Here is a 15,598-nt window from a genome sequence, read left to right as displayed (position 1 = left end):
CTAGTCAGTAAGTCTATGCCTCTCGACCGCAACAATTCTCTTCAAATCTTTGGCATCCCGGTGGAATACCGTATAAGCTCCTGGCGCGAGCGCTGGATCAAAAGCATCAGCAATTTCATGAGCCAATTCGAACTCTTCAGCAAGAGTTTGCATAACCGTGGGCATAACAGGCCGATGAGTGCACAAAACTATTGCATCGTTGACCGATGCTAAGTAGCGCACACGCTCGTGCGCATTTTCCGGATTTAACATATGCCGCTCTTCGCTAAGTGATGCTTCGAGAGCGATTGGTAAACTGCGCGCGCTGGCAAATGGGCCGACCGTATCGCGGCATCTGCGCGAGTCCGAGGAATGAATTGCATTTATTCCGAAGGCGGCCAGCACTGTGGTTAAGCCATGTGCGTGTCCTCGCCCGATAGCTGTTAGCGGGCGACTTGCATCGTTGGCTGCCAGGGCATCGTTTGATAGTTTCCACTCAGCCCGTTTCATTGCTTGCGTGTGCCGGAGTACCAACAGAGGCCTAGTTGGAATTAATTCGGCGGCCGCACGTAACACTTCTGCATCGTGCTCGTAAGAGAGTTTCTTCACCGCTTTACTTAGTGGTAGCCAAACAATTTCATCAACTTCATCGTTCGGAGTAAATGAGCCACCAACAATTGAGGCATGCCAGTAGAAAACGGCTTTCGGCGCCCCCTTAACCAGGTATTGTTGCGTGGGCAAAGGTGCACCTAGTACAACAGCTAAGCCAGTTTCTTCCCGTACTTCTCTGATTGCTGCCGAAATTAGATCCTCGCCAGGTTCTACTTTGCCTTTGGGTAGCGTCCAATCTGAGCGATGAGCCCGATGGATAAGCAAATATTCAGTTTGGGACTTACCTGGGCGACTGACTGCTGCTCCTGAAGCGATCACTGCATCATCGAACACTGCGCAGCCCAACTTTGTTTAGTATGTTTTCAATCTTGCGTGGCGCATTAACTGCGGTCGGTGTCCGACTGGCTGGATGTTTTAAAATCAGCTGCTCTTGGTAATCAGGAATTCGCTCACCCGCAGGAGATAGATTGTGTCGTTGCCAAGCACCATCAGCGCCAAGGTGCCAAGATGCACTTTCGGCAGAGAGCCCTAAATCCAAAACATGTTTTACCGTTTGAGCATCCTGAGCACTTAGTCGAACCAAACATTCAACTCGACGATCTAGATTGCGATGCATCATGTCGGCCGAACCAATCCAAGTCTCGAGCTCGCCGCCATTGTTGAATTCAAATGCACGGCTATGTTCTAGAAACCGACCAAGCACAGAACGAACTTGGATATTTTCAGACAGTCCAATTACCCCAGGCTTTAAGGCACAGGTACCACGCACCAGGATTTCAACTTGTACGCCAGCCCCTGATGCTCGATATAAGGCGTCGATGATTGACTCGTCAACAATCGCATTACATTTAATTCGAATTCGGGCTTCTCGCCCAGACTTGCCGAACTCAGCTTCACGATTTATTCGCTCAATCAGACCTTCGCGAAGCGCGCCAGGTGCGACCAAGAGTCGGTGATAATCTCCCTGAACTGCGTAGCCAGATAAGTGATTGAACAGACTGGCAACATCTTCGCCAATTTCGGGATCAGTGGTTAGTAGGCCGAAGTCTTCGTACAGGCGCGCTGTCTTTGGATTGTAATTTCCGGTTCCGATATGAATGTAACGCCGCAATTTTCCTGCATCGCTTCGCACAACCATACAAAGTTTGGCATGAGTTTTCAGGCCGACTAATCCATAGACAACATGCACACCGGCTTCTTCAAGTTTGCGGGCCCAGTCAATGTTATTTTGCTCATCAAAGCGAGCTTTGATTTCAACAACTGCTAGGACTTGCTTTCCCATTTCTGCGGCATTGATAAGCGCATCAACAATCGGCGAGTCACCGGAGGTTCGGTACAAAGTCTGCTTGATGGCCAGTACATGCGGATCTTCAGATGCCTGCTCAAGGAATAGTTGCATGCTCGTTGAAAACGAGTCATACGGATGATGCAGTAAGACATCTCGGCTTCGCATCACTTCAAGAACATTTGGTGCGCTAGCCGATTCAACGGCTGACAAAGCAGTGCTGGTATGAGGAACAAAAGGTGGTAATTTAAGGTCACCGCGATCTAGCGATACAAGTTCCATCAATGACTTTAGGTCAAGTGGACCCTCAAGTCTGAATACTTCATCTTCGGTCACACCAAGTTCGCTGATAAGCAAATCAAGCACGTGATCGTCCACTGAATTTTCTACCTCCAGTCTGACTGGGGGTCCGAATCTACGACGCATCAATTCGCGTTCTAGAGCCTGTAGGAGATTCTCGGCATCGTCTTCTTCAACTTCAAGTTCTTCATTTCGGGTAACACGGAATGTGTGCTGTTGCACAATCTCCATTCCAGGAAAAAGCATGTGAGCATGGGCGCCAATTACATCTTCAAGCGGGACGAACCGCTGCTTACCCACTTGCAAAAATCTGGGTAACGAAGGTGGAACTTTCACGCGGGCAAAAAGTTCATTTCGCGTTTCAGGATTGCGAACCAAGATTGCCAGGTTAAGCGACAAACCAGATATGTAAGGGAATGGGTGAGATGGATCGACAGCTAATGGAGTTAACACTGGGAAAACTTGATCGTTAAACAGTTTTGTCAGAGTAGCTTGTTCTTCATCAGCTAACTGCTCCCAGCGCAGTATGTAAATCCCGTTCGAAACCAATGCGGGCAAGACATCGTGCTTGAAAACGTGGGACTGCTCAGTCATTAATTCATGACTACGAGTCAGTACCGATTCATGAACTTCACTCGGCATTTTTCCACTGGCCGACTTAACCGCAATTCCGGTAGCAATACGACGTTTTAATCCCGCTACTCTGACCATGAAAAATTCATCGAGGTTACTTGCAAAAATGGATAAGTACTTGACTCGCTCTAGAAGTGGCAAATTCTGATCTTGCGCAAGTTCTAGTACGCGCTTATTGAAAGCGAGCCAGGATAATTCGCGATCCAAAAACCGGTCCGCGGGAAGGTCATCAGGCAAGCCCTGATTGGAGTCGGCAGTCGGCATAGGTAAAGGTTGGCACATGAAGGTTAACAAGGTCTAATTGGTAACGCTCATAGCGAATTTTCCCTGCAATATGTGACGAAAGGGCTAATTAACTGCCAAGATTTAATCGTGACGAGGCAATTAGTGATCATGGGAAGTGGCGAGACCAGCCCGACTATGGTTACTGCGCACCAGAAAATTCTGCAGTCAGTTGCAAATTCGCCTAATTCAGCAGTTGTCTTGGACACCCCATTTGGCTTCCAAGAAAATGCTGATGATTTAACCGCCAAGATTCTTGATTACTTCAGCACTTCAGTGGGCCGTGAGATTGCGGTTGTTTCTTATCGATCAGTTACAGAGTCTGCCGACAAGAATGCCCGCGCGGTAAGTGCACTGCGAGAAGCCGAGTGGCTATTCGCTGGCCCAGGCAGTCCAACTTATGCTTTGCGAACTTGGCAAGATTCTGGATTAGCTGAACATGTAAGTGCAGTTCTTAATCGAGGAGCGGCGATTTTTGCTTCCGCTGCGGCACTGACCTTGGGTTCTCATACTGTTCCAGTTTATGAAATTTACAAAGTGGGAGAACAACCACATTGGCTAACAGGTCTTAATATCTTGGAGCAGCACACTGGATTCAAGGCTGCAGTTATCCCGCACTTTGATAATGCTGAAGGTGGAAATCACGACACCCGCTATTGCTACCTTGGTGAAAATCGTCTGCGTGCGTTGGAAGCACAATTACCAGCGGATGTATTCATAATCGGAGTTGATGAACACACCGCTATTAGTTTTGATTTGGATGAAAAGGTTGCATCCGTATTTGGTCGAGGAACGCTTACATTACGAAAAGGTACCTCGGTAACTACCTATCCATCTGGCACAAGAGTTGCATTTGATGATATCGCTAGGGCAGTAGCTGTGGAGCGAAAGAGCATCAAAATTGAACAAAATTCTGATGCAGATATTTTGCAGGCCCGTGAATCTTTAGCTAATGGAGCTATCGACTTGGCGGTAACCCAAATTCTGCAGGCTGACCGAATGGACCGTGACACTTCATTACGAACAGAGGTGCACTCGTTAATTGTGAAACTTGGTGAATTGGCGGCAACTCCAAAAATAGACTTGCATGCCTTACTAGCGCCATCCGTAGAACTTCTCCTTGAGTTACGAAAGCAGGCGCGTGTCGATGGCCGCTGGGATCAAGCCGACTTGATTAGGGACGCACTCGTGAGTCAAGGTATCTCCTTGAAGGATTCCCCGGAGACCACAATCTGGGAGTTGACAGATTGATGAGTGCTGGCCCTATTGCACTGGTTGGCTCTGGAGAATATTTGCCCGTAATGCAATCAGTTGAAGCTTCACTTTTAATTGGTCGCAGCCCAAAGTATGTTCAAATTCCTACCGCCGCAGCGCCTGAGGGTGAAAAGTCTGTGCAGTACTGGGTGAACTTGGGAATTGAGCAGGCTCAGCGAATCGGGGTAGAAGCTGTGCCAGTCATAGTGCAATCCAGACTTGATGCTGACTCGGTTGAATTAGCCAGAAAAATCGATGATGCGGGGCTGATTTATCTATCTGGTGGCAACCCGTCTTTTTTGGCTAACACATTGCGCGACACATTAGTTTGGCGCGCAATCGAGTCTGCTTGGAAATCTGGCGCCGCCCTCGCTGGTTGCAGTGCTGGTGCCATGGCGCTTGCCGATCACATACCTGGCCTACGCTTAACTGCGCATGCTCCTACAAAAGGTTTAGGTACTTTGCCACATATTCGAGTGCTGCCACATTTTGATCGAATGTTTGCACACGTGCCAGACTTTTTTGCCCGATTTATGAATGTTCCAGATGGTGTCACCGTGGTGGGAATTGATGAAGACACAGCGATTGTTGGTGGACCATTTGAATGGGAAGTTCAAGGCAGACAATCTGCTTGGTTATTTGTCGAAGGCCACCGAGTTGAGTTCCCTTCGGGAACCAAATTGATTACCGAGTAAATTACTTGCTAGCTTTCACGAAACATAATGTCAGTATCCCAATGCGTGAATCCTACGGATTCGTAAAGGCCAATTGCTTGCTGATTTGAAGACTCAACATAGAGCATGGCCGCCGGAAGTCCTTGATCGCGTAAATATGCCAATCCGCGGGCGGTTAGCGCTTTACCCAGACCCAGGTTCTGAAAGCTAGGCAGCACACCCAAAACATAAAGTTCACCCATTTCCGGATGGTGATGGTCGCCATGTTTGTGACCACCATGAATCTTGGTCCAATTAAAGCCAACGATTTCATCAGCAGAGTTAGTTGCGATGAAAAATCCAGCTGGATCGAACCAGGCTTCTCGCATCCGAATGGCCAGGTCTTCTGCAGTCCAATTTCCTTGATCTGGGTGATTGCGGAAAGCTGCCTGGTTAGCCACAAGCCACTGTGCTTCATCTTGGCCCACGATGAAAGTTCGAATTATGAAATTTGTCGGTGAAGATACATCGGGGATGTCTGCAAAGAGTGAGCGTCGCATTTGCCATAGTTCGCGAATTTTTCGGTATCCCAACGTGCGCGCGAGTAGATGAGCAGTTGTGTTTATGCCATGTGCCCATAGGCGGATTGGTTGGCCGTCTGTTAGTTCTTCGGCTGCCTTAACTAACGCAGTGCCTAATCCCTTGCCTCGAGCATTTGGTTCCACGGCAACCTCAACAGCAGGTCCAGAAACGGTGTCGGTTACATCAAGGTGTAAGTAACCGACTAAATTTCCGTTCCGATCTCTTGCCAGTAACTGGATTGCATCGTCATCTCCACCGTGATGTAAGTGAATAAGGACATGTTCTCCTAAAGGCGACATACCATCTTCAATTGCCACAGCGGCTATCAATGTTTTTACTTCAGCAACTTCATTATGAGTTAGAGCGCTGTGTTGCGTGATGACGAAGTCCATAGCACGCGTCAATTTCAAACTAGCGAGTCTTCGGTTGCTTCAGAATTTCCTGCAACAAATCGATAGCCAACATTTCGTACTGTGCCAATCAATGATTCGTTTTCCACTCCGAGCTTTGCGCGTAGCCGTCTGATGTGAACATCAACAGTACGAGTGCCTCCGAAGTAGTCGTAGCCCCAAACTTCCTGAAGCAGCTGCGATCGGGAAAATACCCGACCTGGATGCTGCGCCAAATACTTCAATAATTCAAATTCTTTGTAGGTTAGGTCCAAAATCCGGCCACGAAGTTTGGCAGAGTATGCAGTTTCGTCAATCACTAGCTCGCCAGCGTGAATTTCAGCCTGCGTTGCTTGCGGGTTCTCAATAGCAACTCGTCCCACTGCTAATCGGATTCGAGTCTCAATTTCTGCTGGACCAGCAGTATCAAGAATGACATCTGATATTCCCCAGTCTGAAGCGATTGCTGCTAGGCCACCCTCGGTGGAAATCACCATAACTGGTGATGCGTTTCCAGTCGCCTCCATCAAACGACAAAGACTTCTAGCTGCTGGGAGATCAGTTCTAGCGTCAACCAAAATCAGATCGCATGGAGGCGCGGATAGCAGTGCTGTTGGCTCAGGGGTCATGGTCTTGACATGATGGCTGAGCAACTCAAGACCCGGCAGAACCGAGACGGATGGCGTAACAACACGGGTCAATAACAAAATGGTTGCCATGTCTTGCCTGCCTGACTTTTTCGGTTAACAATGAGTGTAACTGTAGGCATGAGTGGGCTGCATTTCGGGTAATTCAGTTTCCAGAAAGAGCCTCAATAGTTGCTAGAACTTCCTGCTTCTTGGGTACTCCAACCGCTTTTCCTACAATTCGCCCTTTGCCATCAACTACGAGTGTCGTTGGCGTGCGCGTGACATGAAGCCGCCGCACCAAATCGAGATGTGACTCGGCATCAATTTCAATGTGGCCAATACCTTCGGCATTCTGTATCAGGCTGCCAAGTAAAAGTTTGGTGGCCCGACATGGTTGACAGAAAGCGCTCGAGAATTGAATGAATGTTGCCCGCTGTCCTAGTGGTTTGCCCAAATCAGACTCGGAAATTTGCAGATCTCGAATGGTTTTCCTAATGTGTCCAGATCTAAAGTGCATAACTATTCCAATGACTGTTGATACTGCAAGCGTGATTACTGCTAGCTTCAGGCCAGTATCCATTTGGTACCCCTAGGGAAGAAAGTCTCAGACGACTAGGTTAATGGAAGAAGCACACATGTTTTTCTGCAAATGGTTTGCAATAGCACAAATTTGATTTCGCAGAGATCGAAACCTCGCTTAGAGTAAAAGGGTGCCACATAGCCCATTGCTAACCAAACGTCGCGTCGTTGACTTTGGTCTTTTGAGTTCCGCTATGTGTAGTTGCTCTTAATTCGCAGCCGGTTTTGGCTGCTTCCAGCCGAAAATCTAGCAAAGGAATTAAATGAGCAAGCAAATCGATCCACGTGGCCCAAGGTTCGGGGCAGTCATCACAACTGCAGTTGTTGCGATGGCACTTATTACTCTGCCCACCACAACTTCGGTAGTTTTACTCGGCGTTCAGCTGGTGGCACATGGGCTCGGAGCTTTTGTCGGATTGTCGGCTCAGCCTTACGGTGTTATTTATCGCAAGTTCGTCCAGCCACGCTTAGCAAAACCAACTGAGCTCGAAGACGAGGCACCGCCAAAGTTTGCCCAGTTAGTTGGATTTACCTTTGCATTAGCAGCTCTTGTCGCGATAGCGCTAGACCAGCAAGTCCTAGCGCAAGTGATTGTGGTGCTACATCTTGCAGCCTCATTTTTAAATGGAGCATTCAATTTCTGCCTCGGATGCCAAATGTATTTAATTGGCAAACGAGTCTTTTCAAACTAAGTAACAAGATACAAGGAGAAAATAATGGCACGCAACGAAGTTCTCGTTGATACCGAATGGGCTGTTGCCCACATTGACGACCCAAAAATTGTTTTCGTCGAGGTTGATGAAGACACCGCTGCATATGAAGCGAATCACATCCGTGGCGCAGTCGGCCTAAATTGGCGGACCGAATTGCAAGATGGTTTGCGTCGCGACATCATTGGCAAGGAATCGCTTGAAGCTCTGCTATCAGCAAAAGGTATTTCAAACGATGACACCATAGTGCTCTATGGCGGTAATAACAATTGGTTTGCCGCTTATGCCTACTGGTACCTGAAGCTTTATGGACATCAGGACGTGCGTTTGCTTGACGGAGGTCGCAAGAAGTGGGAACTTGAAGGTCGCGAATTAGTTAGTGAAGCAACCGTTCGTCCGGTAACTAATTATGTAGCTACAGATCAGGATCGTTCATTGCGCTCGTTCCGCGATGACGTGCTAAATGCGATTGGCACCAAGAATTTGGTCGATGTTCGCTCACCAGATGAGTATGCGGGTCGCCTTTTAGCCCCAGCACACCTACCACAAGAGACCTCTCAGGTAGCAGGACACGTTCCTACGGCGGTAAACATCCCATGGAGTAAGGCTGCGAACGAAGATGGCACCTTCAAGTCCGATGATGAGTTGAAGGCGCTATACGAAGGTGCTGGCGTTGACCTAAATAAGGACACCATTGCCTATTGCCGAATTGGTGAGCGCTCTTCACATACCTGGTTTGTACTGCGCGAATTACTTGGTATTGAGAATGTGACAAACTATGACGGTTCATGGACCGAATACGGTTCACTTGTTGGCGTCCCAGTAGCGCTTGGCGACGCACCAGGAAAAGCATGAGCTCCTGTGGCGCCGTAGTCGGCGGCGTTTCTCTCGACCATGTAGATGTGACAAAGCAAGCGGTTATTCAAGGAGTAATCAGTACAACGACTGGACCGGTTGCCACTGGCTATGCACGGCTAAATGATCGTAATGGAGATTTTGTTGCTGAAGTTCCCCTTTCAGCGCGGGGCGAATTCAGATTTTTCGCCGCTCCTGGTCTTTGGACAGTAGTTGCACTCGTGCCAGGCGGTACATCTAGAACAGAAGTAAAAGCTGAACTAGGTCAGATTGCCGATTTAGACATCACGATTTAACCATTAAGTAGCCAGATGCGCCCACAACCAATGCGTTGTGGGCGCATCGTTTGTTGTCCACTAATCTTGAGTAGTTGCAGCTGATACGCAAAATTATTTAAGGTCAAGGAGAATCCATGCCAGCCATAGTGCTTGTGGGTGCCCAGTGGGGCGATGAAGGCAAGGGTAAAGCAACTGACTTACTAGGCGGTCGTGTTGACTATGTAGTGCGCTACCAAGGCGGCAACAATGCTGGCCACACCGTTGTCATTGGCGACAAGAAATTTGCCTTACATTTACTCCCTAGCGGGATCCTCACACCAGAAGTTATTCCAGTAATTGGTAACGGTGTAGTTATTGATGCCGGTGTTCTATTTCAGGAAATTGAAGGACTTGAATCGCAAGGTGTGGATACTTCACGCTTAGTTATTAGTGCGAATGCACACTTAATTACTTCATATCATGTGACCCTAGATAAGGTAACAGAACGCTTCCTCGGAAAGTCCAAAATCGGTACTACTGGTCGAGGGATAGGTCCAACTTATTCAGACAAAATTGCACGTCTAGGTCTTCGGGTACAGGACCTATTCGATGAAAAAATCTTGCGCGAAAAAATTGAAGGCTCTCTTATGAGCAAAAACCAAGTTCTGGTGAAAGTGTTTAATCGGCGTGCCATTGCAGTTGATGAAGTTGCTGAGGAATTACTGGGATACGCAGAGCGACTTCGTCCTTACATCGCAGACACTGCGCTGCTACTGAATAATGCTCTCGACCAAGACAAAGTTGTGCTACTCGAGGGCGGACAAGGAACCCTACTTGATGTGGACCATGGTACCTATCCGTTCGTCACTTCGAGTAATCCGACCTCAGGAGGTGCATGCGCAGGATCAGGAATTGGTCCAACCAAAATAACGGGCGTCATCGGAATTTTGAAGGCGTACACAACTCGAGTTGGTTCAGGTCCGTTCCCAACAGAACTTCTAGATGAAGACGGTGAGCGCTTGCGCACAATTGGTGGCGAGCGCGGAGTTACAACTGGCCGGGCACGTCGTTGTGGCTGGTTTGATGCGCCCATCGCTCGCTACGCAACTCGGATTAATGGACTAACCGATATCTTTTTAACCAAACTTGATGTGCTCACAGGCTTTGATCAGATTCCGGTCTGTGTGGCCTACGACATTGATGGCACGCGAAGTGACGAGCTCCCAATGACGCAGACAGAGTTCCATCACGCTAAACCTATTTATGAAATGCTGCCAGGGTGGACCGAAGATATCAGTGGTGCTCAGTCGCTTGAAGATCTACCAGCTAATGCTCGAAGTTATGTGAAATTTCTTGAAGAGATCAGCGGAACACAAATAAGCGCTATCGGAGTTGGTCAAGATCGTAATGCCACCATTGCACTGCGCGATTTGATTCGTTAATCATATAGATCTGAGTTCCCTGAATTTGCACAGGGATGATTCGCTTTTTCGCCGCTAATACTGTTCGCCTCTAGCGGACAACTTTCCGATAAAACCCTAAAAATGTGGGAACACTATTGCTAAGCATTCGCAAGATGCCCAAGTCCGCAGGTATGAGTCACGCTTGCGGTCTAACATTAAGTCAAGAGTTATTGCAGGAGGAGTTGCACATGTTTGAGCGGTTTACCGATAGAGCCCGCCGTGTAGTTGTATTAGCGCAAGAAGAAGCGCGGATGCTCAACCACAATTACATTGGCACCGAACACATCCTTCTGGGTCTTATCCACGAAGGTGAAGGCGTCGCTGCTAAAGCCCTTGAGGGTATGGACATCTCACTTGAAGCAGTCCGAGCTCAGGTTGAGGAGATTATTGGTCAGGGCCAGCAAGCCCCCAGCGGACACATTCCCTTTACTCCACGTGCAAAGAAAGTTCTAGAGCTCTCTTTGCGTGAGGCACTGCAACTTGGCCACAACTATATTGGCACCGAGCACATCTTGCTTGGCTTGATTCGCGAAGGCGAAGGAGTTGCGGCGCAGGTGCTGGTAAAGCTTGGAGCGGATTTAAATCGAGTGCGCCAGCAGGTGATTCAGCTACTATCTGGATACCAAGGTGAGAAGAATCAAGGTGCGGGCTCTGGTCAAGGCGAAGGTACTCCTTCTACGTCTTTGGTTCTCGATCAATTTGGTCGCAACTTAACTCAGGCTGCACGCGATGGACAATTAGATCCAGTGATCGGTCGCGCCCAAGAAATTGAACGCGTGATGCAAGTGCTCTCGCGTCGAACAAAAAATAATCCAGTGCTAATTGGTGAGCCTGGTGTTGGCAAGACTGCTGTTGTTGAGGGACTTGCGCAAAACATCGTTAAGGGAGATGTTCCCGAAACCTTAAAAGATAAGCAGTTGTACTCGCTTGACCTTGGTGCGCTTGTTGCCGGATCACGTTACCGTGGCGACTTTGAAGAACGTTTAAAGAAAGTCTTGAAAGAAATTCGCACTCGCGGTGACATCATTATTTTTATTGATGAAATGCACACTTTGGTCGGTGCCGGAGCTGCTGAAGGCGCTATTGATGCAGCCAGCATTCTCAAGCCGATGCTTGCCCGTGGCGAACTTCAGACCATCGGCGCAACCACTTTGGATGAGTATCGCAAATACATTGAAAAGGATGCCGCACTAGAGCGTAGGTTCCAGCCGATTCAGGTAAACGAACCGAACTTGGCACACACTATTGAAATTCTCAAGGGATTGCGCGATCGGTACGAGAATCATCACCGAGTAACAATTACCGATGCAGCACTTGTGGCAGCAGCAACGCTTGCCGATCGATACATCAGCGATCGTTTCTTGCCTGACAAGGCTATCGACTTAGTTGACGAAGCAGGTGCGCGCCTTCGAATTCGAAGGATGACTGCGCCACCAGAGCTTCGCGAATTTGATGAAAAGATTGCTAATGCTCGATTGCAAAAGGAGTCGGCAATTGACGCCCAGGACTTCGAGCGCGCTGCTTCGCTACGCGATGATGAAAAAAATCTAATCGCAGCCAAAGCTGTTCGAGAAAAGGAATGGAAAGAGGGCGACCTTGATGTGGTTGCTGAGGTTGACGAAGACCTCATTGCCGAGGTGCTAGCAGCTTCAACAGGAATTCCAGTATTCAAGTTAACTGAAGAAGAATCTCAACGCTTGATTCACATGGAAGATGAGCTGCATAAGCGAGTTATCGGACAAGAGCAGGCAATCAAGGCATTGTCACAAGCGATCCGTCGCACCCGAGCTGGACTAAAGGATCCAAAGCGTCCTGGTGGCTCATTTATCTTCGCTGGTCCATCCGGTGTTGGTAAGACTGAACTTTCCAAAACACTCGCTGAGTTCCTATTTGGTGATGAAGATTCACTGATTCAGTTGGACATGTCTGAGTACGCCGAGAAGCATACAGTTTCGCGTCTATTCGGATCGCCTCCAGGCTATGTGGGATACGAGGAAGGTGGCCAGTTAACCGAAAAGGTTCGCCGCAAGCCATTTAGTGTCGTGCTTTTTGATGAAATCGAGAAAGCTCACCCAGACATCTTCAACTCGCTACTTCAAATTCTTGAAGATGGTCGATTGACTGACGCCCAAGGACGGGTTGTTGATTTCAAGAACACCGTAATCATCATGACTACTAACTTGGGTACGCGTGACATCGCCAAGGGAGTCAGCCTGGGCTTTGCCGATAGCGCTGACTCACAGTCTTCGTACGATCGAATGAAAGCCAAGGTCAACGATGAACTCAAGACCCATTTCCGTCCAGAGTTCTTGAACCGCATTGATGATATTGTGGTCTTCCATCAGTTGAGCCAGGATGAAATCATCGAAATCGTTGACCTCATGATTGATCGTTTGGACAACCGTCTGCGCGATAAGGACATGGCAATTGAGTTGACTCCGGCAGCCAAGCAGTTGTTAGCTAAGCGAGGCTATGACCCAGTTCTCGGCGCAAGGCCGCTGCGTCGGACAATTCAACGCGAAATCGAAGATCCGCTATCTGAGAAGATGCTGTTTGGTGACTTAAAGCCAGGCGAAATCGTCATCGTAGATGTTACCGGGTCCGGAGCTGAAGAAGCATTTACTATCCGCGGTGAATTCAAGGGCGAACTCAGCGACGTAGTTATTGATGTTGCTCCGGTGGCTGAAGCCTAAATTACCAAAATTTAACTAACCCCCGAGGCAAACTCCTTGGGGGTTAGTTTTCGGTAGGGCAATTTGCATTGTCCAAGGGCGATTAGTGAAACAAAACTGGAGTCGGGCAGAATTGACCTATGACTTACAAACTTATTTTGGTTCGCCATGGGGAAAGCCAATGGAATGAAAAGAATTTATTCACTGGCTGGGTAGATGTAGATCTAAATGAAAAGGGCCTAACCGAGGCCAATCGGGCTGGTGAATTAATCTCGGAAAGTGGCATCTTGCCAGATGTCCTGCACACTTCACTTCTGCGTCGAGCCATAAAGACCGCAAACATTGCTCTTGATGTTGCTAGTCGCCATTGGATTCCAGTGAGCCGCTCTTGGCGATTGAATGAGCGGCATTATGGTGCATTGCAAGGTAAAGATAAGGCACAAACTTTGGCCGAATACGGCGAAGAACAGTTTATGTTGTGGCGACGCTCGTATGATGTGCCACCACCAGCTATTGCTCAAGATGACGAATATTCCCAAACTCATGATCCACGATATTCAGACATCCCGGCCGATCAACGTCCTGCAACAGAATGTTTGGCAGACGTTGTCCGCAGGATGTTGCCTTACTGGGAATCAAACATTGTTCCAGATTTGAAGCAAGGGAAAACTGTGATGGTAGCAGCTCATGGAAATTCATTGCGGGCGTTAGTTAAACATCTTGATGACATTAGTGATGAAGATATAGCCGGCTTAAATATTCCAACTGGAATCCCATTAGTTTATGAACTCGATGAAAACCTGAAGCCGATTACTGCTGGCGGCACATACCTAGATCCCGAAGCAGCGGCAGTGGCCGCAGCGGCAGTGGCCAATCAGGGCAAGAAGTAGGGCCTAAAAAAGAACGGGTAGCATGATGGCTACCCGTTCTTTTTATTGACCTTTACCTAGCACTCCTTGAAGTAACTTTTCGGTAGGCAGTTACGGCCAAAGACGGGCCAATGATGACCAAGATAACCGCAAGGGCTGGCCAAACAACTTTGCTACCTTGCGGTGCAACATTTATTTGTACTGCTTTCACTGGTGATTGATTGTTGTCTAGGACAGTTCCAGTTCCTGTTGTCGTGCCAGTACCATCGGTTCCAGTTCCTGTTGTCGTGCCAGTACCATCGGTTCCAGTTCCTGTTGTCGTGCCAGTACCATCGGTTCCCGTTCCAGAGCCAGTGAATCCACCTGTTCCACTATTGCCAGCACTATTCGCACCCTCACCCAGCTTTCCAGTAAAGGTTGGGTTTGCACAGTTTTGCGCAGTTGGCTTAGCTGGAATTTTTATGTGTCCAGGAATATGAGTTATCGCATCAAAGACAACCTGAACAAGCACAGGTGGCAGCGGAGCATAACCAAGTACCGCAGCCTTTTGCTGACCTTCACAAGCGAAGTAACGAACGTAAGAAGACAGCACCGCACCCTTATCGTTAGGTAGCCCAGTGTCCTTGTTAGTGACCATGTATGAGTATGACGAAATTGGGTAGGCATTTGCATTGGTGTTGTTGTAAACACCAGTCAAAATCTGGGTGTTATCTGGATTAAGACGGGCAGCCTGAAGTGCGACTGAAACATTTTCTGGAGTCGGTAACACATACTTGCCTGATTTATTTTTAACTGCTGCAACTGGGAAACCTCGCTGCAATGCATAACCAGTTTCTACGTAGCCAATAGCTCCAATACCTGTTGATCGGTTAGCTACGTAGTTAGCGACGCCATCAGATCCCGTCTGGCCAACAAAACCCGTTGCAACTGGATAGTTCGAGGTGCCTGCTGTTGTTGGAATACCGTTGTCATCAGCAAATGGGCTCCAGTAGGCAGATTCTTGCTTTGCCAGGAAAGCAGAGAACTGAGCCGAAGTGCCAGATCCGTCTGAGCGAACTACTGGCGTGATGGCTCGAGAGGGAAGAGCTTTGCCCCCGTTGTCTGCAGCAATTTTCGGATCCGACCAGTTCTTGATTTTGCCAGTAAAAATCTGGGCGATAGTTTCTGGCGATAACTGCAGGCTGGTAATGCGTTTTCCCGTCGCATCAAGCAGGTTATACATGAGCGCGGTTCCACCAGCGACGATTGGGAAATACTGATAAGTCTTCTTCTGCGCCTCAAGTGAAGTTACTTCCGCCTGACCGGCAACGACGCCCGGATCCCCTTCTTTCGAGAATGGGATCTCGGTAACGGCAAAATCAACTTTCCCGGCAATGTATAGCGAGCGACCGGCAGAGGAGCCCGAGCCAGTGAAGTTAACTTTTAAGCCAAGTTTGCTTTTTACATCAGCTCGCCACTGATCGACGGCAATCTGGCTCCAAGTGGAACCGGCGCCTTGAATGGTCGGATTGTCGGCTAGCGCTGCGGTTGCAGTTCCAGTAGCCAATAATGCTGCGACTGAAACTGTCGCAAATTTGCCAAATACCTTCTTCATT

At 48.5% G+C, this 15,598-nt stretch carries 14 protein-coding genes; 8 read left to right on the top strand and 6 right to left on the bottom strand.

Translation table 11 applies throughout. The features are described from left to right. Together EBS36_04580 and EBS36_04575 are read right to left on the bottom strand one after the other, a co-directional pair. Window positions 1-936: an NUDIX hydrolase gene (locus EBS36_04580; protein NBU32428.1), complete on the bottom strand. Its 936-nt coding sequence runs from the start codon at window positions 934-936 to the stop codon at window positions 1-3. Continuing rightward, window positions 914-3,091 (bottom strand): RNA degradosome polyphosphate kinase, encoded by a 2,178-nt coding sequence (locus EBS36_04575; GenBank protein NBU32427.1) that lies wholly within the window; start codon window positions 3,089-3,091, stop codon window positions 914-916. The genes EBS36_04580 and EBS36_04575 overlap by 23 nt, the downstream gene beginning before the upstream one ends. A gap of 111 nt (window positions 3,092-3,202) precedes the next feature. Here EBS36_04575 and EBS36_04570 point away from each other — a divergent pair, with 111 nt between their 5' ends. Then, the gene (locus tag EBS36_04570; GenBank protein ID NBU32426.1) at window positions 3,203-4,342 is read left to right on the top strand and encodes a hypothetical protein; all 1,140 of its coding nucleotides are present in this window, start codon (window positions 3,203-3,205) and stop codon (window positions 4,340-4,342) included. Next, the gene (locus EBS36_04565) at window positions 4,342-5,040 is read left to right on the top strand and encodes a peptidase (GenBank protein ID NBU32425.1); all 699 of its coding nucleotides are present in this window, start codon (window positions 4,342-4,344) and stop codon (window positions 5,038-5,040) included. The genes EBS36_04570 and EBS36_04565 overlap by 1 nt, the downstream gene beginning before the upstream one ends. Window positions 5,041-5,048: 8 nt before the next feature. Here the strand turns inward: EBS36_04565 and mshD are convergent, their stop codons facing one another. The 3 genes from mshD to EBS36_04550 form a co-directional block, all read right to left on the bottom strand. Then, window positions 5,049-5,972, bottom strand: a complete 924-nt coding sequence (gene mshD / locus EBS36_04560; protein ID NBU32424.1) for a mycothiol synthase — start codon at window positions 5,970-5,972, stop codon at window positions 5,049-5,051. A 14-nt stretch (window positions 5,973-5,986) separates the two neighbouring features. Continuing rightward, window positions 5,987-6,688, bottom strand: a complete 702-nt coding sequence (locus EBS36_04555; GenBank protein NBU32423.1) for a DNA-binding response regulator — start codon at window positions 6,686-6,688, stop codon at window positions 5,987-5,989. A 73-nt stretch (window positions 6,689-6,761) separates the two neighbouring features. After that, window positions 6,762-7,178, bottom strand: a complete 417-nt coding sequence (locus EBS36_04550) for a thioredoxin (GenBank protein NBU32422.1) — start codon at window positions 7,176-7,178, stop codon at window positions 6,762-6,764. 262 nt (window positions 7,179-7,440) lie between these two features. On the opposite strand from EBS36_04550, the gene EBS36_04545 reads away from it, so the two are divergent. The 6 genes from EBS36_04545 (at window position 7,441) to EBS36_04520 (ending at window position 14,024) form a co-directional block, all read left to right on the top strand. Further along, window positions 7,441-7,869 carry a DUF4395 domain-containing protein gene (locus EBS36_04545; protein ID NBU32421.1) on the top strand — a complete coding sequence of 143 codons (429 nt, stop codon included), beginning with the start codon at window positions 7,441-7,443 and terminating at the stop codon, window positions 7,867-7,869. Between the two features lie 24 nt (window positions 7,870-7,893). Next, window positions 7,894-8,742, top strand: coding sequence for a sulfurtransferase (locus EBS36_04540; protein NBU32420.1), 849 nt, complete (start codon window positions 7,894-7,896; stop codon window positions 8,740-8,742). After that, window positions 8,739-9,038 (top strand): DUF1416 domain-containing protein, encoded by a 300-nt coding sequence (locus EBS36_04535; protein NBU32419.1) that lies wholly within the window; start codon window positions 8,739-8,741, stop codon window positions 9,036-9,038. The genes EBS36_04540 and EBS36_04535 overlap by 4 nt, the downstream gene beginning before the upstream one ends. Before the next feature lie 116 nt (window positions 9,039-9,154). Then, window positions 9,155-10,441, top strand: coding sequence for an adenylosuccinate synthase (locus EBS36_04530; protein ID NBU32418.1), 1,287 nt, complete (start codon window positions 9,155-9,157; stop codon window positions 10,439-10,441). Between the two features lie 209 nt (window positions 10,442-10,650). Then, window positions 10,651-13,155 carry an ATP-dependent Clp protease ATP-binding subunit gene (locus EBS36_04525; GenBank protein ID NBU32417.1) on the top strand — a complete coding sequence of 835 codons (2,505 nt, stop codon included), beginning with the start codon at window positions 10,651-10,653 and terminating at the stop codon, window positions 13,153-13,155. A gap of 119 nt (window positions 13,156-13,274) precedes the next feature. Further along, window positions 13,275-14,024: a phosphoglyceromutase gene (locus EBS36_04520; GenBank protein NBU32416.1), complete on the top strand. Its 750-nt coding sequence runs from the start codon at window positions 13,275-13,277 to the stop codon at window positions 14,022-14,024. 52 nt (window positions 14,025-14,076) lie between these two features. On the opposite strand, the gene EBS36_04515 is transcribed toward EBS36_04520, so the two are convergent. Next, window positions 14,077-15,597, bottom strand: coding sequence for a phosphate ABC transporter substrate-binding protein PstS (locus EBS36_04515; GenBank protein NBU32415.1), 1,521 nt, complete (start codon window positions 15,595-15,597; stop codon window positions 14,077-14,079). Window position 15,598 lies beyond the last annotated feature (1 nt).

This window comes from Actinomycetota bacterium (assembly GCA_009923495.1).
Lineage (GTDB): Bacteria > Actinomycetota > Actinomycetes > S36-B12 > UBA5976 > UBA5976.
Note: the sequence above shows the minus strand (reverse complement) of the source record. Positions and strands in the feature narration are given on the sequence as shown.

Excerpts from the sequence above, each read along its gene's own strand:
- EBS36_04535 (NBU32419.1), top strand. The coding sequence starts at position 8,739 with ATGAGCTCCTGTGGCGCCGTAGTCGGCGGCGTTTCTCTCGACCATGTA.
- EBS36_04540 (NBU32420.1), top strand. The coding sequence starts at position 7,894 with ATGGCACGCAACGAAGTTCTCGTTGATACCGAATGGGCTGTTGCCCAC.
- EBS36_04530 (NBU32418.1), top strand. The coding sequence starts at position 9,155 with ATGCCAGCCATAGTGCTTGTGGGTGCCCAGTGGGGCGATGAAGGCAAG.
- EBS36_04575 (NBU32427.1), bottom strand. The coding sequence starts at position 3,091 with ATGTGCCAACCTTTACCTATGCCGACTGCCGACTCCAATCAGGGCTTG.
- EBS36_04525 (NBU32417.1), top strand. The coding sequence starts at position 10,651 with ATGTTTGAGCGGTTTACCGATAGAGCCCGCCGTGTAGTTGTATTAGCG.
- EBS36_04515 (NBU32415.1), bottom strand. The coding sequence starts at position 15,597 with ATGAAGAAGGTATTTGGCAAATTTGCGACAGTTTCAGTCGCAGCATTA.
- mshD (NBU32424.1), bottom strand. The coding sequence starts at position 5,972 with ATGGACTTCGTCATCACGCAACACAGCGCTCTAACTCATAATGAAGTT.
- EBS36_04570 (NBU32426.1), top strand. The coding sequence starts at position 3,203 with ATGGGAAGTGGCGAGACCAGCCCGACTATGGTTACTGCGCACCAGAAA.
- EBS36_04545 (NBU32421.1), top strand. The coding sequence starts at position 7,441 with ATGAGCAAGCAAATCGATCCACGTGGCCCAAGGTTCGGGGCAGTCATC.
- EBS36_04555 (NBU32423.1), bottom strand. The coding sequence starts at position 6,688 with ATGGCAACCATTTTGTTATTGACCCGTGTTGTTACGCCATCCGTCTCG.
- EBS36_04565 (NBU32425.1), top strand. The coding sequence starts at position 4,342 with ATGAGTGCTGGCCCTATTGCACTGGTTGGCTCTGGAGAATATTTGCCC.
- EBS36_04520 (NBU32416.1), top strand. The coding sequence starts at position 13,275 with ATGACTTACAAACTTATTTTGGTTCGCCATGGGGAAAGCCAATGGAAT.
- EBS36_04550 (NBU32422.1), bottom strand. The coding sequence starts at position 7,178 with ATGGATACTGGCCTGAAGCTAGCAGTAATCACGCTTGCAGTATCAACA.